Annotated in this window: 23 protein-coding genes; 10 read left to right on the top strand and 13 right to left on the bottom strand. The window is 72.2% G+C overall.

Annotation, left to right across the window (positions count from 1 at the left end; translation table 11 throughout):
- Positions 1 to 276: 276 nt before the first annotated feature.
- Complete coding sequence (locus tag IAG44_RS34015) at positions 277 to 2,226, bottom strand: RICIN domain-containing protein (RefSeq protein ID WP_187750909.1); 1,950 nt, start codon at positions 2,224 to 2,226, stop codon at positions 277 to 279.
- A gap of 417 nt (positions 2,227 to 2,643) precedes the next feature.
- Between IAG44_RS34015 and galU the strand changes: the two genes are divergently transcribed.
- Complete coding sequence (gene galU / locus IAG44_RS34010; RefSeq protein ID WP_187750908.1) at positions 2,644 to 3,576, top strand: UTP--glucose-1-phosphate uridylyltransferase GalU; 933 nt, start codon at positions 2,644 to 2,646, stop codon at positions 3,574 to 3,576.
- Here the strand turns inward: galU and IAG44_RS34005 are convergent, their stop codons facing one another.
- Positions 3,577 to 4,014: a DUF4442 domain-containing protein gene (locus IAG44_RS34005; RefSeq protein ID WP_187752959.1), complete on the bottom strand. Its 438-nt coding sequence runs from the start codon at positions 4,012 to 4,014 to the stop codon at positions 3,577 to 3,579.
- Between the two features lie 86 nt (positions 4,015 to 4,100).
- Here IAG44_RS34005 and IAG44_RS34000 point away from each other — a divergent pair, with 86 nt between their 5' ends.
- From IAG44_RS34000 to IAG44_RS33990, 3 genes are all read left to right on the top strand, one after another.
- Positions 4,101 to 4,985: a DUF8017 domain-containing protein gene (locus IAG44_RS34000; RefSeq protein WP_187750907.1), complete on the top strand. Its 885-nt coding sequence runs from the start codon at positions 4,101 to 4,103 to the stop codon at positions 4,983 to 4,985.
- A 65-nt stretch (positions 4,986 to 5,050) separates the two neighbouring features.
- Entirely contained in the window at positions 5,051 to 6,088 is a 1,038-nt protein-coding gene (locus tag IAG44_RS33995; protein WP_187750906.1) for a DUF8017 domain-containing protein, read from the top strand.
- Positions 6,089 to 6,140: 52 nt separating this feature from the next.
- Positions 6,141 to 7,433: an MFS transporter gene (locus tag IAG44_RS33990; RefSeq protein WP_187750905.1), complete on the top strand. Its 1,293-nt coding sequence runs from the start codon at positions 6,141 to 6,143 to the stop codon at positions 7,431 to 7,433.
- Between the two features lie 11 nt (positions 7,434 to 7,444).
- Here the strand turns inward: IAG44_RS33990 and IAG44_RS33985 are convergent, their stop codons facing one another.
- Positions 7,445 to 8,230 (bottom strand): spermidine synthase, encoded by a 786-nt coding sequence (locus IAG44_RS33985; RefSeq protein WP_187752958.1) that lies wholly within the window; start codon positions 8,228 to 8,230, stop codon positions 7,445 to 7,447.
- A gap of 80 nt (positions 8,231 to 8,310) precedes the next feature.
- A complete protein-coding gene (gene tuf, locus IAG44_RS33980; protein ID WP_187750904.1) occupies positions 8,311 to 9,483 on the bottom strand; it encodes an elongation factor Tu in 1,173 nt (390 codons plus the stop codon).
- A 326-nt stretch (positions 9,484 to 9,809) separates the two neighbouring features.
- On the opposite strand from tuf, the gene IAG44_RS33975 reads away from it, so the two are divergent.
- Complete coding sequence (locus IAG44_RS33975; protein ID WP_187750903.1) at positions 9,810 to 10,568, top strand: TVP38/TMEM64 family protein; 759 nt, start codon at positions 9,810 to 9,812, stop codon at positions 10,566 to 10,568.
- 15 nt (positions 10,569 to 10,583) lie between these two features.
- On the opposite strand, the gene IAG44_RS33970 is transcribed toward IAG44_RS33975, so the two are convergent.
- Complete coding sequence (locus IAG44_RS33970; RefSeq protein ID WP_187750902.1) at positions 10,584 to 11,753, bottom strand: thiolase family protein; 1,170 nt, start codon at positions 11,751 to 11,753, stop codon at positions 10,584 to 10,586.
- 107 nt (positions 11,754 to 11,860) lie between these two features.
- On the opposite strand from IAG44_RS33970, the gene IAG44_RS33965 reads away from it, so the two are divergent.
- Positions 11,861 to 12,325, top strand: a complete 465-nt coding sequence (locus tag IAG44_RS33965; protein ID WP_187750901.1) for a winged helix-turn-helix transcriptional regulator — start codon at positions 11,861 to 11,863, stop codon at positions 12,323 to 12,325.
- Between the two features lie 33 nt (positions 12,326 to 12,358).
- Here the strand turns inward: IAG44_RS33965 and IAG44_RS33960 are convergent, their stop codons facing one another.
- From IAG44_RS33960 to IAG44_RS33945, 4 genes are all read right to left on the bottom strand, one after another.
- Positions 12,359 to 12,742: a hypothetical protein gene (locus tag IAG44_RS33960; RefSeq protein ID WP_187750900.1), complete on the bottom strand. Its 384-nt coding sequence runs from the start codon at positions 12,740 to 12,742 to the stop codon at positions 12,359 to 12,361.
- A 166-nt stretch (positions 12,743 to 12,908) separates the two neighbouring features.
- Positions 12,909 to 13,616 (bottom strand): cupin domain-containing protein, encoded by a 708-nt coding sequence (locus IAG44_RS33955; RefSeq protein WP_425508539.1) that lies wholly within the window; start codon positions 13,614 to 13,616, stop codon positions 12,909 to 12,911.
- On the bottom strand, positions 13,613 to 14,527 hold the full coding sequence (locus IAG44_RS33950) for a DUF6807 domain-containing protein (RefSeq protein WP_187750898.1): 915 nt from the start codon (positions 14,525 to 14,527) through the stop codon (positions 13,613 to 13,615). Before IAG44_RS33950 ends, IAG44_RS33955 begins: the two co-directional genes overlap by 4 nt.
- Positions 14,524 to 15,654: a Gfo/Idh/MocA family protein gene (locus IAG44_RS33945; protein ID WP_187750897.1), complete on the bottom strand. Its 1,131-nt coding sequence runs from the start codon at positions 15,652 to 15,654 to the stop codon at positions 14,524 to 14,526. Before IAG44_RS33945 ends, IAG44_RS33950 begins: the two co-directional genes overlap by 4 nt.
- Before the next feature lie 322 nt (positions 15,655 to 15,976).
- On the opposite strand from IAG44_RS33945, the gene IAG44_RS33940 reads away from it, so the two are divergent.
- Positions 15,977 to 16,852: an undecaprenyl-diphosphate phosphatase gene (locus IAG44_RS33940; protein ID WP_187750896.1), complete on the top strand. Its 876-nt coding sequence runs from the start codon at positions 15,977 to 15,979 to the stop codon at positions 16,850 to 16,852.
- Positions 16,853 to 17,391: 539 nt separating this feature from the next.
- Here IAG44_RS33940 and IAG44_RS33935 read toward each other — a convergent pair.
- A complete protein-coding gene (locus IAG44_RS33935) occupies positions 17,392 to 17,778 on the bottom strand; it encodes a hypothetical protein (protein ID WP_187750895.1) in 387 nt (128 codons plus the stop codon).
- 17 nt (positions 17,779 to 17,795) lie between these two features.
- On the opposite strand from IAG44_RS33935, the gene IAG44_RS33930 reads away from it, so the two are divergent.
- Positions 17,796 to 19,217, top strand: a complete 1,422-nt coding sequence (locus tag IAG44_RS33930; RefSeq protein ID WP_187750894.1) for an ATP-binding protein — start codon at positions 17,796 to 17,798, stop codon at positions 19,215 to 19,217.
- A gap of 57 nt (positions 19,218 to 19,274) precedes the next feature.
- Positions 19,275 to 19,550 carry an integrase core domain-containing protein gene (locus IAG44_RS33925; protein WP_187750893.1) on the top strand — a complete coding sequence of 92 codons (276 nt, stop codon included), beginning with the start codon at positions 19,275 to 19,277 and terminating at the stop codon, positions 19,548 to 19,550.
- Positions 19,551 to 19,764: 214 nt separating this feature from the next.
- On the opposite strand, the gene IAG44_RS33920 is transcribed toward IAG44_RS33925, so the two are convergent.
- The 3 genes from IAG44_RS33920 to IAG44_RS33910 form a co-directional block, all read right to left on the bottom strand.
- Positions 19,765 to 20,244 (bottom strand): hypothetical protein, encoded by a 480-nt coding sequence (locus tag IAG44_RS33920; RefSeq protein WP_187750892.1) that lies wholly within the window; start codon positions 20,242 to 20,244, stop codon positions 19,765 to 19,767.
- A 291-nt stretch (positions 20,245 to 20,535) separates the two neighbouring features.
- Complete coding sequence (locus IAG44_RS33915) at positions 20,536 to 21,048, bottom strand: DinB family protein (protein WP_187750891.1); 513 nt, start codon at positions 21,046 to 21,048, stop codon at positions 20,536 to 20,538.
- Positions 21,049 to 21,091: 43 nt separating this feature from the next.
- Complete coding sequence (locus IAG44_RS33910) at positions 21,092 to 21,700, bottom strand: TetR/AcrR family transcriptional regulator (protein ID WP_187750890.1); 609 nt, start codon at positions 21,698 to 21,700, stop codon at positions 21,092 to 21,094.
- Positions 21,701 to 21,799: 99 nt separating this feature from the next.
- Between IAG44_RS33910 and IAG44_RS33905 the strand changes: the two genes are divergently transcribed.
- Positions 21,800 to 22,951 (top strand): FAD-dependent monooxygenase, encoded by a 1,152-nt coding sequence (locus IAG44_RS33905; protein ID WP_187750889.1) that lies wholly within the window; start codon positions 21,800 to 21,802, stop codon positions 22,949 to 22,951.
- Positions 22,952 to 22,954 lie beyond the last annotated feature (3 nt).

Genomic DNA, 22,954 nt, shown 5'->3' with positions numbered 1-22,954 from the left:
TGGCCACGGGTCGGCTCCGTATCGACGGCCCACGCGTACGTGGGTGACGCGAGGCCGAGGGCCGTCAGGAGGATCAGGGCGGCTCGCCGGGAGACGGGAGCGGGGGCAGGGGCGGAGGCGGGGGTGGGCGTGGGCGTGGGGTCCGACACGGGACGTCACTCCTTCGGTGCGCGGGGCGGACCACACACGTCCGGTCCTGCACGGCACTATGCGCCGACACCGAGCTGACAATCCGTCAGACACACCACGAACCCGGCAAACCGCCCCCGCCCCGGGTCAGACCCCGGGCGCCCCCAGACCGAGCCCGCCGACCACGCCGGACACCCTCTCGGTGACCCGCCGCACCGGCTTCTCCAGCGTCGCCACCACCTGCCCCACGGGCTCACTCACCGGCACCGGCTCCGGCTCCGAAGCCGGTGCCTGCTCCCCACCGGGCGCCCCCACCTGCGCGATCCGCGTGTGGTACCGGGGTTCGGCGGGCGCGTCCGGCGTTCCGGCCGGCGGTGGCGTGGCGGCCCCGGGAGCCGCAGGATCCCCCTCCGAACCCTGCGACTCCCCGGCCCCCTTCCTCTCCGGCCCCGCCTGAGGCCGCAGCGCGTCGGGCGCGTCCCCGCCGGACGGCCCCGGCACCACCCGGCCCCCGACAGAACCGGAACCAGCACCGGCACCGGATCCGGCATCGGACCCGGCCGAGGACGAGTCGAACACCCATCGCTGCCCGGCGGACCCGTCCCGCTCGGTCACCACGACCCCCATCCCCTCCCGGCTCTCCCCGGGCGCCACCACGAGCCCCCCGCCCCGCCGCAGCAACAACTCCCCCCGCACGGTGAGGTCGAAGAACACCTCCCCGGAGTGCACGACGCACCCGGCGAGCACGGCCGACCCCTGATGCCCGTCGGCGTCGGCGGCGAGGCACAGCGTCGGCGTGGCCACGCTCCGCAGCAGCCCGTCCGCCTGGTACGACCACTGCTGCGAGGCCGCGCCGGAGCAGCCGGCGAGCACGGCCCGCGCCCCCTCCACGGCGTGCCCGCCCTCGCTGTCCAGGCACAGTCCGACGGACGGCGCGAACAGCCGCCCGTGGGCGACCCCGGCGGGCTGCTGCTCGACGGAGGCGGGCGAGGCGGCCCCGGACGCGGACACGGACGGCCGCGACCCGTCGGACTCCGCCGGGAAGTCGGGCCCGCCGACGGGCGCCCCCCAGGTGGCCCGGGACGCGGGAACCCCGTCACCGCCGGTCAGGCCCTGCCCGACGAGGACGCTCGCGAGCACGACGAGGGAGGTGACCCCGGCGCCGATCAGCGCGGCCTTGGCGCGGCGCCCGGCGAGGTCGACGATGCGGGCGCTCCGATGTCTGCCCCCGGGGACGGGCCCCGCGACGGGCCGGTGCGCACCCCCTCGGCCGGGCCGGGACTCCAGGTAGCGACGGCCGCCCCAGCCGAGCACGGTCTCGACGAGGAGGATGTCCAACGCGTCGTCGAAGAAGCTCAGTTGCTCGGCGGCGTGCCGGCAGTGGCGGCAGGCGGCGAGGTGGTCGCGGACGTCGGGCAGGAGGGTGCCGCCACGGCGCAGGGGGACGTCGAGGAGGCGGTTGTAGAAGCGGCATTCGTCGGAGGGGGCGAGTTCGCGGTGGGCGCGGACGCAGCCCGCCCGGAATTGGGTGCGCGCCTCGCGGAGTCCGGCGGTCGCCGTCAACTCGTCGACGCCCAGCAGACCGGCGGGTATGGATATGGGTTCGGCTTCCGCTTCCGCGTGCCACAAGAGGCATTGGGAGGCGGCGGGAAGGGTGCGGAAAGCACGCTCCGCGAGCCGTCGCCTTTCCGGTGTTCCGGTGCGCGCGACGCGCAGTCCGCGTCCGCCGATGGTCTTGCCGAGTTCCGGCAGCGCGTCGGGGACGGCGTCGGCGCCGGCCCATTCCCGCACGATGTCCCGTACGGCGACGAGCAATTGGGGGCGCAGCGCGCCGCCGGAGCGTCCGCCGGCCAGCCTGCCGAGCACACGGTGGAAGGCCGCGGCAGCCACGAGCTGCGCGGACTCGCCACGGGCGGCGAGGCAGATCTCCGCGTAGTCGTGGGCGGCCCGCCAGTGCCGGGCGAGGAGGAGTGCCACGGCGCGGGAGGCGTCGCCGCCGGGGGCGGTGAACTGGGCCGCGAGGTGGCGGTCGGAGTCACCGGGGTGCCAGCCGGGGCGGGGCGGGTAGGGCGGACGGGGTGGGTTGGGCGACTGCACGGAACCATTTCCTTCCAAGCCGGCGCTGGGCCACGGAAAAGTGCCCGCCGGAAAAGCAGGTGCGTGATTGGTGCGTACCTGTGGCCGGATCAGCCCCCTTGGCCTGAACCGGCCCCTCTTAAGGGACGCTTACCTTCGCACGTATGCCTCACAGGAAACAAGAAGTTCGAGTGACCCAAGTTCAAACAGCCGGAATTTCAGATAAGTTACCGGCGGTATCCGCACCGGCATTCGATATCGGCGGCATATGCCACGGAAGGCAGCCCTCAACTTGTGGCCGCGCCCGGTGGATGGCACACGAAATCTTCAACTCCCGTACGCCGTAAGGCTGCTGAGCGCTCGCCCCGGAGCCACATCCACAGCTCTCTCCGATCCCACTCTCGGTGAACTCCCAGGCCGGCGGGCCAGCATGACCGCATGACCACCCCCCGCCGCACCCCGGTACCTGCCGTCCGCAAGGCCGTCGTCCCCGCCGCCGGCCTCGGCACCCGCTTCCTGCCCGCGACGAAGGCGACCCCGAAGGAGATGCTTCCGGTCGTCGACAAGCCGGCCATCCAGTACGTCGTGGAGGAGGCCGCGGCGGCCGGTCTGGACGACGTCCTGATGGTCACCGGCCGTCACAAGCGCGCGATCGAGGACCACTTCGACCACGCCTTCGAGCTGGAGCAGGCCCTCGCCGCGAAGGGCGACACCGTCCGCCTCGACGCCGTGCGCGACCCCGCCCGCCTCGCCGACATCCACCACATCCGCCAGGGCGACCCGCTCGGCCTCGGCCACGCCGTCCTGTGCGCCCGTCACCACGTCGGCGACCAGCCCTTCGCCGTCCTCCTCGGAGACGACCTCATCGACGCCCGCGAGAACCTGCTGAGCGAGATGCTGGACGTCCGCGCGCGGTACGCGGGCAGCGTCGTCGCCCTCATGGAGGTCCCGGCGGAGCAGGTCCACCTCTACGGCTGCGCGGCCGTGGAGCCGACCGGCGAGGACGGCGTCGTCCGCGTCACCGGGCTCGTCGAGAAGCCCGCGCCGAAGGACGCGCCCAGCCGGTACGCCGTGATCGGGCGGTACGTCCTCGACCCGGCCGTCTTCGGCGTCCTGGAGCGCACCCCGCCCGGCCGGGGCGGCGAGATCCAGCTCACCGACGCGCTCCAGGAACTCGCGGCGGACGGCACGGTCCACGGCGTCGTCTTCGAGGGGCTGCGCTACGACACCGGGGACAAGGCGGACTACCTGCGGACGGTCGTCCGGCTGGCGTGCGCGCGGGACGATCTCGGGCCGGAGTTCACGGCGTGGCTGAAGGAGTTCGTGGCCGGGTTCGAGGAGGGGACCGGGGGCGGGCGGCTGGCCGCGTGATCAGTTGTTCGGCCGCAGCGTCCACACCACCGTCATCTCCCCCGTCACCGCCCCGTCCGCGCGCCGGAGTTCGATCGTCACCGGGAACTCGGGGCGCTCGCCCCGGTCGAGTTCCGCGACGACGTCGGCCGCCGGGCGGCCGAGGACGGCCGTCGCCGTGACGGGGCCCATCGCGAGCTTCTTGTAGGAGATCTGCGCGCTGACCGCGAGGGGGACCGCGCGGGTGAGCTGGTCGCCGAAGGCGGCGAGCACGATGGCGCCGCTGGCGGACTCGCCGAGGGTGAACATGGCGCCGGCGTGCGGGCCGCCGACGTGGTTGTGGAAGTCGCCCTGGTCGGGGAGGGCGACGACGGCGCGCTCCGGGGCGGTCTCCACGAACTCCAGGTTGAGGGTCCGGGCCATGGGCACGGTCGCGGCGAGCATCTCGCCGATGGACATCTGGTCAGCGCTCATGGACCTGATGTTACCCACGAGTAGTGAACGGCGGCCAGAGCGGTGTGATCGTCGGCCTATGCTTGCCGCCCATGTGGCAAGGACAGCAGCCGCCCGGGGGCCAGCAGCACCCGCGAGGGCAGGACAACCCGTACCAGCAGCCCGGCTACCACCAGCCGAACCCCTACCGGCAGCCCGAACCTCAGCCCGCGCCCCAGCCCGCGAAACCCCGCCGCACCCGCGCACTCGCCCTCACGGTCGCGGCAGTCGTCGTCGCCTGCGCGGTCACCGGCGCCCTGCTCCTCCGCAACAGCAGCAGCAACGGCGACGACGACCCGACGACCACCGCAGCCGCCTCCACCAGCCCCGACCCCCGCCAACCGACCGTCGCCGGCTGGAAGACCGTCGTGAACCCTTCCATCGGCGTCGCCTTCGACGTCCCCGCCACCTGGGCGCCCCAGAAGACGAGTTGGATCACCTGGGTCTCCGAGAACGACGACCCGCAGGACAAGCCGCTGGCCGCCGTGAAGGCGCCCGCGTACCTGGAGCGCCAGTGGTGCACGTCCGACGACGACCGCGACGGCCGCACGGACGACACCGCGCTCGCGATGGCCGGCACCCGCGGCGAGCCGACCGCGAAGTCCGCCGAGGCGGCGGCCCGCAAGGACGCCGAGACCTGGGTCTACGGCGACTTCACCCAGCCCGACCACGACAAGGTGACGACGGAGGCGGCCACCCCCTTCACCTCCGCGTCCGGCCTGACCGGCAGCGTCGTCACCGCCCGCTCGCACGGCGTCGACAAGCCGGGCAAGTGCGACTACGACGGCAAGGCGACGACGTTCGCGTTCCGGCTGCCCGGCGGCACGCTCGCGTCCTGGACGTTCGTCGGCGTGCGGGACGTGAGGGACGAGGTGCCCGACGCGACCGTGCGGCGGATCATGACGACCGTGCGGGCGTACGAACCGTCCGAGTCGTGATCGAACCGTGAGCGTCCGGGGGTGGTGGCCGAAAGGCGTCCCCCGCGCCACTAGGGTTTCTCCGCATGTGGCAAGGACAGCAGCCGCCCGGGGGAGAGCAGAACCCGCAGGCGCAGAACAATCCGTACCAGCAGCCGGGCTACCAGCAGCCCAACCCGTACCAGCAGGCCGGGTACCAACAGCCGGGCCAGCCCGGCCCTTACGGTCAGCAGCCCGCCTGGGGGGCGCCGACGGTGGCGGGCACCCCGCAGGCGCAGCCGGGCGGCGGGAGGGGCGGCCGGAACCGGACGAAGATGGTCGCGATCATCTCCGCGTCGGCGGTCGTGCTGACCGCGGCGGTGACCGGGTTCATGGTGCTCGGCGGTGACGGCGAGAAGAAGACCGAGGCCAAGAGCGACCCCAGCTCCTCGCCGTCCGCGCCGTCCGCGCCGGCCTCGCCGCCGGCGTCCGGCGCCGCCGGGAGCAACCCGCGCGGCGGCGACAGCGAGGAGAAGCCGACGATCGCGGGGTGGAAGGTCGTCATCAATCCCAAGTGGGGCACCGCGTTCGACGTGCCGGCCGACTGGGAGGTGCAGCCGCCCGGGACGGCGCTCGGCTACGAGTGGGAGGACAAGGCCAAGCCGACCGGCTACGACTCCGTCATCATGACCGGCACGGCCGCGCTCAAGCCGAAGTGGTGCACGTCCGACCCGGACAAGGACGGCAAGACCAGCGACCACCGGCTCGGCGTGACCGGCACGAAGGGCGCGTCCGGCGCCAAGAACACCGACGAGATCGCCGTCAACACGCCCGCGTGGTGGGTGTTCGGCGGGTACACGCAGCCCGACAAGAAGAGCATCACCTTCGATCAGAAGGGCACGCCGTACACCACGGCCGCCGGGATCGCGGGCAGTTACGGCTGGGCGCGCTCGGCGAACAACCCGCAGAAGGGCAAGTGCTCGGCGGACGGCAAGGCGATCACGTTCGGCTTCAAGAACTCCAAGGGCGACTTCGTGTCGTGGACGCTGTCCACGGCGAAGGGCGTCAAGGACGAGGTGCCGGACGCGACGATCATGAAGATCCTGAGCACGGTGCGGTTGCACGGGGATCCGGTGGAGGGCTGATCCGGCGGCGGACATAGGGAGGTGCGGTCCGATAATCCGGTTGTCGGCCCGCATGCCCGGCCGCGATAGTCGCCCGGTGACCCGAGCCGCCCCTCCCCTCCCCCACAGCCGCCGTCCCGCCTGGGCCGGCCGCAACTACACGCTCCTCACCGCCGCCGCGTTCGTGACGAACCTCGGTTCGCAGGGCGCCCTGATCGCCGCCGCGTTCGCGGTGCTCGAAACCGGCGGCGACGGCGGTGACGTGGGCCTGGTCGCGGCGGCCAGGACGCTCCCGCTGGTGCTGTTCCTGCTGATCGGCGGCGCCGTCGCGGACCGGCTGCCCCGGCACCGGGTCATGGTCGCCGCGAACGCCGTCAACTTCCTCTCGCAGGGCGCGTTCGCCGCGCTCGTCCTGCTGGGCGAGCCCCGGCTGTGGCAGATGATGGTGCTGACCGCGCTCGGCGGCACCGGCCAGGCGTTCTTCGGCCCGGCGTCCGAGGGCATGCTCCTGTCCTCGGTCTCGGGGGCGCAGGCGGGCCGCGCGTTCGCCTTCTACCGGACGGCGATGCAGGGCGCGGCGCTCGGCGGGGCGGCCCTCGGCGGGGCGATGGTCGCCGCGATCGGCCCCGGCTGGGTCCTCGCGGCCGACTCCGCCGCCTTCGCGGTCGCGGGCGCGCTGCGGGCGTTCCTCGACGTCAGCCACATCCCCGAACGCACCACGTCTCAGGGCCTGTTGGCGGATCTCCGGGAGGGCTGGCAGGAGTTCAGCAGCCGGCCCTGGCTGTGGGGCATCGTGCTCCAGTTCTCGATCGCCAACGCCCTGGTGGGCGCCGCCGATTCGGTGTACGGCCCGCTCGTCGCGCGCGACGACCTGGGCGGCGCCGGCCCCTGGGGCGTCGCGCTCGGGTTCTTCGGCGCGGGCACGGTCGCCGGCGCTCTCCTCATGACGCGCTGGCGTCCTGGGCGCCTCCTGCTCGTGGGCACCCTGTGCGTCTTCCCGTACGCCCTCCCGGCCGCCGCCCTCGCGGTTGCGGCGCCGGTCGCGGTGCTGTGCGCGGTGATGTTCCTCAGCGGGCTGACGGTCGAGGTGTTCGGGGTCAGCTGGATGACCGCGCTCCACCAGGAGATCCCGGAGGAGAAGCTGTCCCGCGTCACCGCCTACGACTGGTTCGGCTCCGTCGCCCTCGTCCCCGTCGCGCTGGCCCTCGCGGGCCCGGCGGAGTCGGCGTTCGGGCGGTCGTCCGCGCTGTGGGGGTGCGCGGTGGCGGTCGTCGTGGTGACGGCGGCGGTGCTGTGCGTGCCGGACGTGCGGAACCTGACGCGGCGTCCCGAGAAAGCGCCGGCCGCCGTGGAGACCCCGGCCTGAGCCGGCCGGGGTCATCCGACCCCGAAGGCCCCCTCGGGCGGTTCGGGTGACGGCACCGCGTCCGCGTCCCGCACCGGCCGTGCGCCGCCGATCAACTTCCGTAGCCCCGGCCCGTGTTCGACCCGCGCGGGGAAGGCGTCGGACGCGGTGCGGCGGGCCAGCGCGGGCAGGTCGAGCGGCCTGCGGGCGGCGACGAGGACGACGTTCCCGAACCGCCGCCCGCGCAGCACCGCCGGTTCCGCGACGACCGCGAGTTCCGTGAACTCCTCGGCGAACCCGGCGAGTTGGGAGCGCAGGAAGTCGAACGGGGCGCTGTCGGCGAGGTTGGCGAGGTAGACCCCGTCGCCCCGCAGCACCCGCGCCACCTCACGGACGTACCCGCTCGACGTGACCTGCGCGGGCACCCGCGAGCCGCCGAACACGTCCCCGACGATCACGTCGGCACACGCGTCCGGCGCCGCCGCGAGCCATGCGCGCGCGTCGGCCGCGTGCAGCGTGAACTCGCCGTCCGGCAACGGCAGTTCCTCGACGACCAGGTCGAGGAGCCCTCGGTCGAACTCGACGACCTGCTGCCGCGCGCCGGGCCGGGTGACGGCGAGGTAGCGGGGCAGGGTGAGGGCGCCGCCGCCGAGGTGGACGACGTCCGGGGTGCCGCCGTCCACGAGGACGTCCAGCGCGTGGCCGAGCCGCCTCACGTACTCGAACTCCAGGTGCTCGGGGGCGTCGAGGTCGACGTACGACTGGGGTGCGCCGTCGACCGTGAGCAGCCAGGCCCGGGCCCGGTCCACATCGGGCATGAGCTTGGCGAACCCATGGTCGACGGCACGGAAGACGGGAACGGGTTCGGGGTTCACCCGCTCATTGTGCCTGGTGGACGTCAGTCCAGGACGGCGGTGACCGTTCCGGCGCCCACGGTCCGGCCGCCCTCGCGGACGGCGAACCCGAGACCGGCCTCCAACGGCACGTCCCGCCCCAGTTCGACGGTCATGTCCACCCGCTCCCCCGGCCGCGCGACGGCGGCGTCCCCGAGGTCGACGTCGCCGACGACGTCCGCCGTGCGGATGTAGAACTGCGGCCGGTACCCGGTGGCGATCGGCGTGGTGCGGCCGCCCTCCTTCGCGGACAGCACGTACACCCGCGCCGTGAACCGGCGCCTGGGCACCACGCTCCCCGGCGCCGCGACGACGTGCCCGCGCCGGACCGCGTCCCGGGGCACCCCGCGCAGCAGCAGCGCGACGTTGTCCCCGGCCTGCGCCTCGTCCATCGGCTTCCCGAACGTCTCGACACCGGTGACGACGGTCTCGACGCCGGCGCCGAGCACGTCGACCCGGTCGCCCACGCGGACGGTGCCCCGCTCGACGGCGCCGGTGACGACCGTCCCGCGTCCGGTGATGGTGAGGACGTTCTCGACGGACATCAGGAACGGCGCGTCGAGATACCGCTCGGGCATCGGCACGTACGTGTCGACCGCGTCCAGCAGCGCCTCGATCGCGGCGACCCAACGGGGGTCGCCCTCAAGGGCCTTGAGTCCGGAGACGCGCACGACGGGCGCGCTGTCGCCGCCGTACCCGTGCAGGGTGAGCAGGTCGCGGACCTCCAGCTCGACGAGTTCGGCCAGCTCTTCGTCCGCGCCGTCCGCCTTGTTGAGGGCGACGACGATGTGGTCCACGCCCACCTGCCGGGCGAGCAGCACGTGTTCGGCGGTCTGCGGCATCACCCCGTCGAGCGCGGAGACGACGAGGATCGCCCCGTCGAGCTGGGCCGCGCCGGTGATCATGTTCTTGACGAAGTCGGCGTGGCCGGGCATGTCGACGTGCGCGTAGTGGCGGGTGTCGGTCTCGTACTCGACGTGCGAGATGTTGATGGTGATGCCGCGCGCGGCCTCCTCGGGGGCGCGGTCGATGCGGTCGAACGGCACGAAGGTGCCGGTGCCCCGGTCGGCGAGGACCTTGGTGATGGCGGCGGTCAGGGTCGTCTTGCCGTGGTCGACATGACCCATGGTGCCGATGTTGAGGTGCGGCTTGGTGCGTACGTAGGCGGTCTTCGCCATGGCTGTGTACCTCGAAGCGTGTCCGTGAGCGGAGAGAAACGGGACCCCGGATGTCCGTCCGACCCTCCCCTCACGGGGTCCGCCGGACTGTCCGGGGAGGGTCAGCTTCGGGCGCCGTCGACAGCGGCCAGGACGTACGCGACGGCAGCCTTCGGGGCATCCGCGACGGCGGATGCTGCGAGGTGGAAGGCGTACCGGAACATGTGCTCGATCATCGTCGACGTTCCGGCACGCGTCGAACGGTTTTCCGCGCGGGCCCGTTCAGCGTCGCCTCGGTGACGAGGCCCATAAAGCGATCAGACAGCCCGGTGAGCTACCGTCACGGGATGCTCGATGCCACCACCAGCTCTGGGGGCACCGCCCTGGCCGCTCCCCCGGCCGCCGCCACTGAGCTCGTCGTCCCCGTGCCCGCCGCCGCAGGGCGTCTCGCGCGCGTGCTGCTGTCGCCCTGGTCCCGTTTCGCGCTGCTGGTCGCGCTGCTCGCGGCGGCCGGGGCATGCGTGCTGCTCTTCGAGCCGCAGCGGCTCCTCCAGGACGGCTGGCCGCCGCAGCTGACGGGCGCGTCGGCCGCCGTCGTCTTCACGGTGGCGTACGGGCTGTGCACGGTCGCGTTCGTGCCCCGGCCGCTGCTGAACCTGGCGGCGGGCGCGCTGTTCGGCTGGGAGGTGGGGCTCGTCACCACGCTCGCGGGCACGGTGCTCGGCGCGGGGCTCGCGTTCGGGCTCGGGCGGACGCTGGGGCAGGACGCGCTGCGGCCCCTGCTGCGCGGGCGGCTGCTGCGGGCGGCGGACGGGCAGCTCAGCCGGCACGGGCTGCGCTCGATGCTGGCGGCGCGGCTCTTCCCGGGGATGCCGTTCTGGCTCGCGAACTACGGGGCCTCCGTGTCGCGGATCCGCTGGTTCCCGTTCCTGTTCGCGACCGCGCTGGGGTCGGTGCCCAACACGGCCGCGTACGTCGTCGCCGGGGCGCGGGCCTCGTCGCCGACCTCGCCGGTGTTCCTGATCGCCGTGGCGGCGATCGCGCTGCCGTCGGTGGCGGGGGCGGTGCTGGCCTGGCGCAAGCGGCACCACCTGCGCGGGAAGTGACCCCTCGGGGTCGGATCAGACGGCCTCCAGGATCATCGCGTTGGCCATGCCGCCCGCCTCGCACATGGTCTGCAGGCCGTAGCGGGCGCCGCGCTCGCGCATCGAGTGGACCAGGGTCGTCGTCAGGCGGGTGCCGCTCGCGCCGAGGGGGTGGCCGAGGGCGAGGGCGCCGCCGTCCACGTTGACCTTGGCGAGGTCGGCGCCGGTCTCCTGCTGCCAGGCGAGGACGACGCTGGCGAACGCCTCGTTGACCTCGAAGAGGTCGATGTCCGCGAGGGTCAGGCCGGCCCTGCGCAGCACCTTCTCCGTCGCCGGGATCACGCCGGTCAGCATGAGGAGGGGGTCGTCGCCGGTGACGGCGAAGCTGTGCAGGCGCGCGAGGGGGCGCAGACCGAGGCGGGCGGCCGTCTCGGCGGAGGCGATCAGGACGGCCGAGGCGCCGTCGTTGACGGGGCTGGCGTTGCCGGCGGTGACGTTCCACTCGATCTCGGGGAAGCGTTCGGCATAGGCGGGGTCGTAGTAGGCGGGCTTGAGGCCGGCCAGGATCTCGGGGGTGGTGGCGGGGCGCACGGACTCGTCCCGGGCGACGCCGTCCAGCGGGGCCACCTCGACGTCGAAACGGCCCCGTTCCCACGCGGTCGCGGCCCTGTGGTGGGACCGCGCGGCGAACTCGTCCATCCGCGCGCGCGTGAGGGACCACTTGGCGGCGATCAGTTCCGCGCTGATGCCCTGCGGGACCAGGCCCTGCGGGTAGCGGCGGGCGATGCCGGGGCCGAAGGGGTCCGTGCCGTCGAGGACGTTCGACCACATCGGGACCCGGCTCATCGACTCGACCCCGCAGGCGACGACGAGGTCGTAGGCGCCGGCCATCACGCCCTGCGCGGCGAAGTGCACGGCCTGCTGGGAGGAGCCGCACTGCCGGTCCACCGTCGTGGCCGGCACGGACTCCGGGTAGCCGGCGGACAGGACGGCGTACCGGGTGGTGTTGACGGCCTGCTCGCCGACCTGGTCGACGGTGCCGCCGATGACGTCGTCCACAAGCGCGGGGTCGACGCCGCTGCGGTCGGCCAGGGCGCGCAGGGTGTGGGCGAGGAGTTCGACGGGGTGGACGTGCGCCAGGGCGCCGCCGGGCCTGCCCCTGCCGACGGGGGTGCGGACGGCTTCGACGATGACGGCGTCACGCATGGGTGCCTCCAGTCGAGTAAGTTTGAATTCCAAACTCACCGTACTCCCACGGGTGCGCCGATGACCAGCAAAGTTTGAAATCCAAACCCTCACCTAAACTGACCCTCATGGCCGCCCCGAAAAACCCCCGCCCCTGTTCCATCGCCGGCGCCCTCGACCTCGTCGGCGAGAAGTACGCCCTCCTGATCCTCCGCGAGGTCCTTCTGGGCAACGGCCGCTTCGACCAGCTGATCCGCAACATCGGCGCCCCCCGCGACGTCCTCTCGGCCCGCCTGCGCCGCCTGGTCGACGCCGGCGTCCTCACGAAACACACCTACTCCGACCGCCCCCCGCGCCACGACTACCGCCCCACCCAGGCCGCCCTCGACCTCGAACCCGTCCTCATCACCCTCATGACCTGGGGCGACCGCTACCTCCGCCCCGACCGCCCCATGCTCCTCGAACACACCTGCGGCCACGAACTCCACCCCCGCCTCACCTGCGCCACCTGCGGCCACGAGATCTCCCACGAAGACCTCACCGCCCACCCCCAGACCCCGGGCTGGACGGTGTCGGGCCCGTCCCCGGCCTGAGAACGGGCAACCGCCCCTCACCACCCGGCAGCCTCACCCCCTCACCGCCACCTCGCCCTGCCCGCCGTCCACGGCGAACGCGTGCAACCGTGCCCCGATGCCCGTCAGTTCGGCGGGGTCCGCCGCGAAGAGTTCGACATCGAGGTCGTCGGCGTCGAGCCCGAGGCACACGGCCGACCCCGCCCCGCAGTCAGGACACTCGACCTCGAACTCGTCCAGAAGCAGCTCCAGTTCGGTCGACCACACGGGGACGCCCTCGAACGCGAGGAGTCCCTGGAGGTGATAGACGAAAGTACCGGAGTCGAGGGGCGGCGCCTCGGCGAGGAGGTCCCGGGCTACGGGGATCAGTTCGGCGAAATGGGGCGCGTACCGGGCCCACTGCCCGGCGTCGGCGGCGCCCGCGATGTGGCCCGCCATGAGGACCGCCTCGGCCCGGTCTCCGGGAGCGCGGCCCGTCGCTATGCCGACGAGCAGGGGCAGGGCGGCGAAGCTCGCGCTGTAGACGTCCCCTTGGTGGCAGAGGGAGGACCAGAGGTCGTGCCAGACGGCCTTGTCGCCGGGGTCTCCCCCGGCGACTTCCCCGTCAGCCCTCCAGCTTGTACACGTCCAGCCGCCCGCACATTCCGAACTTCCCCCGCTCGGCGGGCTGTTCGGCGCGGACAACGGCGTCGCGCAGGTGGGAGGCATCTCCCCGGCCGAGGCGTTCGAGTTGGTCGCCCGTGGCCTGGGCGGCGGCCGAGGCGCCTTGTTGCCAGCGTTCGCGCCATTCCGCGAGGCGGGGGCGGACGAGGGCGGCGGCGGCTTCGTGGAAGGCGGTCAGGGAGTCGGGGGAGGCGCGGAGGGCTCGGTAGCCCTCCAGGGCCAAGTCCCGGCGGGTGCGGGCCACTTGCTCCTGCTCGGCGCGGGGGGCGTCGAGGGGGATGCGGGTGACCGAGGCGTAGGTCTCGGGGTCCGTCAGGTACTGCGGGGGCAGCGTGAGGACCGCGTCGCCCGCCTCGGGGAGACCGGAGTTCTGCATGAGGACGGTGATCTGGAGGTCGTCCTCGTTGACGAGGCGGTGGATGGTGCCGGGGGTGAACCAGGCGATCGTCCCCGGCTCCAGAACGGTCTCCTCGTAGCCGGACGACGTCAGCGTCTGGACCGCTCCCCGGCCGCCGGTGACGACGTACCCCTCCGAACAGGCCAGGTGCATATGGGGAGTTCCGCCGTGGAGCCCGTCGGCGGCGGGCCAGTCGTACACGCACAGCCGGGACACCCCGACCCCGCCCGGCAGCCCCGGGAACCCGTTCACCACGGCCGCTCCTCGAGGTACTTGGCGATGTCGTCCCGCTCCCAGGCCCCGTCCGCGACGACGACCCGGTAGCGCCGGGTCAGGGTCTCGCCCGGCGGCAGCTCGAGCTCCTCGAAGAAGGCCCAGGAGGGAGCGAGGGCGGCGAAGGGGTCGTTGCGGACGAACCAGTGCGCGGGATGCCCGCCGGCGTTCTCGGGCGCGTGCGCGATGACGACCGTGGCGTGCCCGTCGGCGCCGTCGTGCTCGCCGGAGACCGCGAGCCACGGCCCCTGCGTGCCCATGAGTGCGGGCCCTTCCCCGTCGGGCCCGATGATGCGGCCGTCACGGAACGCGCGCGGCCCGCGCCAGAACAGCCCGGTGTAGCCCGCCATTTCGCGCCCGGCGGTGGTGGGGCTGCCGAACAGCAGTGGTTCGGCACGCCGGTTGGTGATGGCGCTCGTCCACGTGAGCGCCCAGGACCGGGAGTCGAGGTCGACGTCGTGCACCTCGACCCGCCGCGCCTCCTCGGCCCACAGCGCGCCGTCGTACGGGTGCCAGGTCAGCCGCTCGGCGATGACGACGCGGTCGCCGTCGGCGGTCACCTCGTCGAACCCGGTGTGCCGCATCGACCCGACCCGCTCGGGCAGCGCGAGGTAACCCTCGCCGTGGACATAGGAGTTGCCGCCCCACAGGTTCGCGCCGGACAGGTGCGAGGCGGTCAGCGAGAGCCCCTTGTGCCAGCGGTGGTCGTTGGGCCGGTAGTCGGTGACGACGTCGCCGGCGAGGGTGCGCAGCGGGTGGACGTACGGCTTGGGCGCCTCCCAGTCGGCCTCGGCGCGGTAGACGTACGAGAGGAGTTCGACGCCGGTGACGGGTTCGGTGACGGTGATGTGGTCGCCGTGCGCGTGGACGACACGCAGTCCCTGGCTCACGCGGTTCCCTCCTCGGGCGCCCAGCCGGGCGCGCCTCCGTGCAGCGCGGTGTAGTACGGGTCGCCCGCGCCGATCTCCCCGCGCCGGACGGTGACATCGGTGAACGCCGACTTGTAGAGCGCGCTGATGAGTTCGAGGCTGGCCCGCCCCTCCTCCCCGCTGAGCCGCGGCCGTTGACCTGCGCGCATGCTCGCGACGAGTTCCCGCAGCTGCTCCAGGTGCGAACTCGGCACGTCCGCACCGAAGTCGAGCCAGGACGCCAGCTCCTCCTCGGAGACCCCGGGGGCGGGGGTGATCGTCCAGTTGGCGTTGGAGTGCCCGTAGAGGTGGACGAGTTCGACGGTCGCGCGCTCGCAGTCGATGCGGATCCGGCTGACCTCGTCGGGGCTGAGCACGCTGTTGACGACGGTCGCCATCGCGCCGTTGTCGAAGCGCAGGAGCGCGGTGGAGACGTCCTCGGTCTCGACGTCGTGCACGAGCCGTCCGGCCATCGCGCGGACCTCGCTCCACGGGCCGAGCAGGTCGAGCAGGAGGTCCATCTGGTGGATGCCGTGGCCCATGGCGGGTCCGCCGCCCTCGGTGGCCCAGCGTCCGCGCCAGGGCACGGCGTAGTAGGCGGTGTCGCGGTACCAGGTGGTCTGGCAGTGGGCGACGAGGGGGCGGCCGAGCGCCTTCTCGGCGAGGAGCCGGCGGACGTGCCGGGTCCCTGAACCGAAACGGTGCTGGAAAACGATGGAGGAGTACGGGCCCGACTCCGCGCCTTCCCCGGCGGCGACGGAGTCGTACTCGGCAAGGGTCAGGACGGGCGGTTTCTCGCACAGCACCCAGGCGCCGGCGCGCAGCGCGGCCTGGCTCTGGGCGCGGTGCAGGGTGGGAGGGGTGCAGATGGTGACCAGGTCGGGGCGCTGCTCGGCGAGCATCAGCTCCAGGTCGGTGTACGGGTGGGGTACCCCGCCCTCGGCGCAGAAGGCTTCGACGGCGGCGGAGTCGATGTCGACGGCGGCGACGACCTCGATGTCGTCGGCGAGCTGCCGCAGCGCGGGCAGGTGGGAGCCGCGCGCGATGGCGCCGGTGCCGATGACGGCGGCGCGGATTCTGCGGCCGTCGAGGGGAGTGGTCGGGGGCATGGGGGTGATCAGCACTCCTCGGACTGGCGACCGTACGCGCGAGCGGGGGCGGCGGTCGCCGGTGGGGCCGGCGGTCGTCGCAGCAAGCGCTTTCTCTGGTCAGCAACGTATGCGGCGGCGGGCGGATGGGTCAACAGGTCGACAATCGGCTGATCAGTACGAGTCATCCCCCTGGGATCCCCCTGTGCCGGGCCTGTCGCTTCGGGGCGCTACGCTGCCCCCTGCACCCGTTGATCTCCGCGCGCGGCGCGTTGCCGTGTCGTCGGCGGCCGTCGTCGCCGTTACCGTCTGCTCCCGATCGGCACTTGGACTCCGTAACCTCATGTCTTGGTTTGAATCCCTCATCCTCGGACTCGTCCAGGGGCTGACCGAGTTCCTTCCCGTCTCCTCCAGCGCGCACCTGCGGCTCACCGCGGCGTTCTCCGGCTGGGAGGACCCCGGTGCCGCGTTCACCGCGATCACACAGATCGGTACCGAGGCGGCGGTGCTGATCTACTTCCGCAAGGACATCGGGCGGATCCTCGCGGCGTGGTTCAAGTCGCTGGTCAACAAGGAGATGCGGGCCGACCAGGACGCCAAGATGGGCTGGCTGGTGATCGTCGGCTCGATCCCGATCGGCGTCCTCGGGCTCACCCTCAAGGAGCACATCGAGGGGCCGTTCCGCGATCTGCGGATCACCGCGACCATGCTCATCGTCATCGGCGTCGTCATGGGCGTCGCCGACCGCCTCGCCGCGCGCGACGAGACAGGGGGGCGGCACCGGGCGCCCAAGCAGCGCAAGGCGCTGGAGAACCTGGGCGTCAAGGACGGCCTCATCTTCGGCCTCTGCCAGGCGTGCGCGCTCATCCCCGGCGTCTCCCGCTCCGGCGCCACCATCACCGGTGGCCTCTTCATGGGCTACAAGCGCGAGGCCGCCGCCCGCTACTCCTTCCTCCTCGCCATCCCCGCCGTCCTCGCGTCCGGCCTCTTCGAGACGAAGGACGCCCTGGAGAACGACCACGTCGCCTGGGGCCCCACCATCTTCGCCACCGGCATCGCCTTCGTCTCCGGCTACGTCGTCATCTCCTGGTTCATGAAGTTCATCTCGACCAAGAGCTTCATGCCGTTCGTCTACTACCGCGTCGCCCTCGGCATCGTCATCATCGCCCTGGTCAGCGCGGGTGTGCTGAGCCCGCACGCGGCCGAATCAGCGGGCTGACGCAGTGCACACATGTAGCGCTACCTGGCATTTCCTAGCGCCTGACCGCATCACCACTCCATGATCATCTCCCACTCATCTCCCACCGGGGAGGCGGGATACCCCCCCACCAGGACGTGTGCGTCGGCGGAGCGGGTCAGCTCAGGTTGAGGCGATCCAGGAGGGTCCGGACACGGTCGGCGAGAGCCTTCCCGGGTCCGGGCTGCTCGTCGCCACCGCCGGCGCGGCGGCCACGATGACGTCGCCGCACCCCCTCTCGACGTCCTGCCACCTGCGGCTGTCGCCTTGAGCTGGTTGGCGCCGAGGGCACCAGCGATGGCCTTGCATGGACGCGAAGCCGCGGCGCTCCTGCGCAACGGAAGCCAACCGGACTACGTGCTGGTCAAGCCGACGGTAAGGTGGCCCGTCCGGCTGGTGCTCACCGCCGCCAGCGTGGTCTGCCTGGTCGCGACCATCGCCTCCAGGTAGTCGGGATGGCCCACTCCAACGGGCTGGGGGCGGATGGGCCGGTTGGCTCTACATCCCGGCATATCTCGGCTTCAGCATGACCATTGCCGCGTACTGGTGACGATCAGGGTCCGGATCTGGTTGATCGTCTGGATGCGGGCCTTGACCGCGCTCTTGCGGACCACCGCAGGGCCCGGATCGCCTCCACGCTCCCGTTGCGGGACTTCGGGTTGCCGACAGCACGGGCAGTCGCGGCCCCGCAGGCGTCGATCGGGTCGGACTTGCCGTTGTCCCGCCCCGCTTCGCGGTCCGGCCGGACCACCTCGACCCCCGTAGGCGCCGATGCCGTCGATGACCGCGGCAGGGTGGAGATCGATGTGGGTGTCGATCCCGCCGAGGCCGCCCATCTCGTCAGCTGCCATGCCGATGCGCACTGGCACATTACTCTCGCCGATGAGACTATCATTGAAGGTAGTCACGTCGAGGAGAGTGCATCGTGAACGGCTTCATCGGGCGCCGGTCCGAACTCGGTCTCTTGCGAGACCTGCTGAGCACGGTGCAGGCGGGCAGCAGAGGCGGACGACCGGGCCGCGCCATCCTGATCCGCGGGCGCCGAAGGGTAGGCAAGTCGCGGCTCGTAGAAGAGTTCCTGGAACGAGCAGGGCTTCCGCACGTCTTCTTCACCGCCATCGGCGGCTCCCGAGACGAGGACCTGGCGGGCTTCACAGCCGAATTGGCCGCGTCCACCCTGCCTGACGCCGGCCGCTTCTCGGACTTCGCCACACCACAGAGCTGGGATGCGGCCCTGAGCCTGCTCGCCACCGCTCTGCCCTCCGACGCACCCAGCATTGTCGTACTCGATGAGATGCCCTATCTCGTGCGTGAGGACGCCAGCTTCGAGGGAGCCTTGCAGAAGTCCTTCGACCGGACCCTGTCCAAACTCCCGGTCCTGCTGATCCTCATCGGTTCGGACATCGCCATGATGGAACAGCTCAACACCTACGGACGCCCCTTCTATCAGCGTGGCACCGAGCTGGTCGTCCCCGCTCTCACCCCCCACGACGTCGCCTCCATGCTCGACCTGGCCCCGGCCGACGCCTTCGACGCTCACCTCATCACGGGCGGCCTTCCCCTGATCCTGGAGGAATGGCCCCACGGCGCCGGCCTGTGGGACTACCTCGAACAGGCCCTCACCCGGCCCACCTCCGCACTGCTCGTAAGCGGCGAGCGCGCCCTGGCCGCCGAATTCCCCACCGAAGCTCAAGCCCGCACCGTCCTCAGCGCCATCGGCCACGGCGAACGCACCTTCACACTCATCGGCCGAGCCGCCGGCGGCCTCCACCCAGGCTCCGTCAAACGCTCCCTGGAACTCCTCACCGGCCGCCGCATGGTCGCCGCCGAACTCCCCCTGTCCACCAAGCCGAGCCGCGAGACGCGCTACCGCATCGACGACCCCTACCTGAGGTTCTGGCTCTCCTTCATCGGCCCCGGCATCCCCGCCGTCGAACGCGGCCGCGGCGACCGCGTTCTCGACTCCATCCGAACAAGCTGGACATCCTGGCGCGGGCGCGCCATCGAACCCGTCATCCGCGAAGCCCTCTGGCGCCTGGCCGACGACTGGCTCCCCGAGGGCACCGGCGTCGTCGGAGGCTACTGGACCCGCACCAACGACCCGGAGATCGACCTCATCGGCGCCGACCGCTCCCCCATCGCAAAGAAGATCACCTTCACCGGATCCATCAAATGGCTTGAGAACAAGCCCTTCGACCAGCGCGACCTGGCCCGCCTGATCACCCATCGCTCCCAGCTTCCCGGAGCCGACCACGACACCCCCCTGCTCGCGGTGGCCCGCAGCGGCTGCACCGCGGAAGGGATCACCACCCTCACCCCGGAAGACCTGCTCGCCGCTTGGAACTGAGCGGGGACTCAAGACCATTCAGCTTGCGCACCGTGAATATGAACCGCTCCGGGTCTGATGGAGGCGGGTATCGACGCCTCGATCGGCACCGTCGGCGACGCCCTGGACAACGCGCTCATGGAATCCCAGATCGGCCTCTGCAAGACCGAGCTGATCAAGCCCCGCAGGCCCTGGCACAGCCTCGCCGACGTCGAACTCAGCACCGCGGAATGGGTCGACTGGTTCAACAGCCAGCGCCTCCACACCGCGATCGGAGACATCCCGCCCCACGAGCACGAGACCAACCACTACGCTCAACACCAGCCCCAACCGGCGGCTGGAGTCAGCGCATAGAGCCTCCACCGATCCCGGAGCCGCCCACGCAAAACGCTCGACTGGGAAACCCCAGCCGAGCGTCTCGCCAAACTCCTGGCGACAGCCAGTTGATCACTGTGTTGCTACGACCCCTGGAATTCGCCGGGCTCTGGAAGGGGGCCTTCTTCGTGGCGTCGGCGGGGCGGACCGACGGTGGACCGGGGTGAAGCCGTCCCGCTGTCCTGCCCCGCGTCTACCTCCCGTACGCCTGGTCGCAGATGCGGGCCTCCGGGCTGTCGTTGCGCCAGCCGCCGTACTGGCGGCCGAGGGCGCAGACGTCGGTGTTGCGGCGGACCTCGGACTCGACGTCGGGGATCTCGATGCGGGGGGCGGCAGGGTCGTGGGGGGTGGTGGGGCGGTGAGGATGGGAGCGTCGTTTCGGGAGCGGGTCGTCGTGGGGGCGGGCGGGAGGCGGTGCCTCCGGTTCGCGTTCCTGGGCACGTTCCCGGGGTGCGGGCGTCGTGTTCGACGGGGCGACCATCTCAAGGGCCTCCCGCGCCGGCGCCTGGATCACCCTCGCCCGCGCCTTCCCGTCGGGGCGGGGCAGCGGGGGCACGGAGGGGACGGCGGAGGCGCCGGGAGCGGGCGGGTGGTGCTGGACGGTCACGCATCCGGTGAGAGCGGAGGCGGCGACGGTCACCAGCAGGGTCGCGGTAGTCGTCGTACGGTGCACCCGCGCAACTCTGTCGGCTCCGGCGCCGGGAGGTGCGGTGGACAAGCGGAGGTTGCCCCGCACGAGTGATCTCCTGCCCCGTACGGACGGCTCACGTCGGCGGCGGCTGACGTCACCCCACCGCCCCGGCACCCCGACGGAGCCCTGCCGCCCCGGCAACTCAGCACAGCCCCGGCAACTCAGCACAGCCCCGCAGCCCCGCAGCCCCGCAGCCCCGCAGCCCCGCAGCCCCGGCAACCGTTACCGCATCACCCCGTCACTCCCTTACCACCCCCGTCGCCCCAACCCCCGTCACTCCCCGGTAGCCCCATCGATCAGCTCGCGCAGCAGATCCGCATGCCCGTTGTGCCGGGCGTACTCCTCGATCATGTGCGTATAGATCCACCGCAGACTGAACGGCTCCTCCGTGAACCGGCTCTCGCCCTGCGACAGATCGTCCAGTTCGAACCGCCCGGCGTACTCGCGGGCCACCTCGATCTCGCCCTGCCAGGTCGCGTACGCCTCAGCCCAGGTGTCACCGTCACCGACGTGGAACTCGCCGTCAGGATCGGCGTCGCTGTAGTAGATCGGCCCCGGATCGTCGCCCACGAGGACCTTGCGGAACCAGCCCCGCTCGACCTCGGCCATGTGCCGCACCAGCCCCAGCAGGGACAGCTCCGACGGCGGGACGGCGGCGGTGCGCAACTGCTCGTCGGTCAACCCCTCGCACTTCCACGCGAGGGTCTGCCGGTGATACTCCAACCACCCTTCCAGCATGTCCCGTTCGGACGCGTTCTGGGCGGGCTCGGTGCGCTGGCTGCTCATGCGGCCATGATCCCGGACACCACCCCACCCGGCCCACTCCTTTTCACCGCCCCAGCATCCCCCGCAGCAACTCCCGCGCCCCGCGCCGAAGTTCACCGACCGACGGCACCGCGAACGCCCCCGCCACGCACGAGAACATCACCCCCTCCGCCCACGCCACCAGCGACAGCACGTGCCGCTCCGGCTCCCCCGACCCCGCCGCGACGACCAACTCCCGCAGCGCGTCGCGGAATCGACCCCCGGTCGCGTCGTAGAACTCCCGCAACTCGGGCCGCCGCGTCGCCTCCAGCGCCAGCTCGTACCGGGCGACGAGCAGCGCCCGCTCCCCGCTCATCAACCGGTGGACGGCGACGGCCAGCGCGTCGGCCAGCACGTCCAACCCCTCCCCCGCGCCGGGCAGTTCACCGATCCCGAGCACCCGGGCCTCCCGCTCAGCGTGCCGCCGCACCGCCAGTTCGAGCAACGCCTGCCGGGTACGCGCGACATTCGAGGTGGCCCCCTGCGGAAGCCCGGCCGCCTCGTCGACGGCGCGATGGGTGAGGCCCCGCATCCCCCGCTCGGCGAGAAGGGCAAGGGCGGCGTCGGCGATCAGATCGGCACGCGAGGGAAGTCGCGAGGGGAGCTGTGAGGGAAGTCCGGTGTCCGCAGGCATGAACGGAACCTAAGCCATGGACGCCGCCCACTACACCCGTAGTACAGTCACCCCAGTAACTACACCTGTAGTCAACGCCCTACAGCCAACGGAGAAACCATGCGCGTCCTCATCATCGGCGCCGGCATAGGCGGCCTCACCGCAGCAGCCGCCCTCCACCGCACCGGCGCCCACATCACCGTCCTCGAACGCACCCCCGCCCTCACCCCGGCCGGCACCGCCATCTCCCTCGCCCCCAACGCCCTGCGCGCCCTGGACACCCTCGGCGTAGGCGACCGAATCCGCGACCTGGCCGCCTGGCAGGGCGACGGCGGCTTACGCACCCCAGGTGGCCGCTGGCTCTCCCGCTCCGACGCCCGCTCCGCCGAGACCCGCTTCGGCGGCCCCCTCGTCCTCCTCCCCCGCACCACCCTCGTGGACACCCTCGCCGCCCTCCTCCCACCGGACGCCATCCGCACGAACACCCCCGCCACCCTCACCGACCCGGGCGACGCCACCCGACCGGCCCAAGTAACCACACCGCAAGGCGAGTTGGAGGCCGACCTGGTCGTAGCGGCGGACGGCGTCCACTCCTCCGTCCGCCGCGCCCTCTTCCCGGACCAACCCGGCGTCGAATACGCCGGTTTCACCACCTGGCGCCTGCTACTCCCGTTGCCCGGCGTGGAGTTCACCTCGCACGAGACCTGGGGCCGAGGCCGCCTTTGGGGCTCACACCCCCTGAAGGACGGCCGCGTCTACGCGTACGCAGCCGCCCGAGCCCCCAAGGGCCAGCGCGCGAACGACGAACGCGCCGAACTCCAGCGCCAGTTCGGCGACTGGCACGCCCCCGTCCCCCAACTCCTCGCCGCCGCCCGCCCCCAGGACGTCCTGCGGCACGACGTGCACCAGATCGCCGTCCCCCTCCCCGCCTTCCACCGCGGCCGGGTCGCCCTGCTCGGCGACGCCGCGCACGCGATGCCGCCGACGCTCGGCCAGGGCGGCAACCAGGCGATCGAGGACGCCGTCGTCCTCGCCCACACCCGCGACGACCTGCACGCGTACACGGCCGCCCGCCTCCCGAGGACGACGGCCGTCGCCCGGAGGGCCGTACGCGCGGGGCGGCTCGGCATGCTGCGGGGCCGGGGGACGACGGCCGTACGGAACGCGGCGATGACGGCGCTGTCGGCGGCCGGCCCGGCACTGTTCCTGCGGGGCTTCGACGGGATCGCGGACTGGCGCCCGCCGTATGCTGCGCAGCAGACGACGAGGTGAGGA

Origin of the sequence: Streptomyces roseirectus, from assembly GCF_014489635.1 — a bacterium.
Classification (GTDB): domain Bacteria; phylum Actinomycetota; class Actinomycetes; order Streptomycetales; family Streptomycetaceae; genus Streptomyces; species Streptomyces roseirectus.
This window is presented reverse-complemented; position numbering and strand designations above follow the sequence as displayed.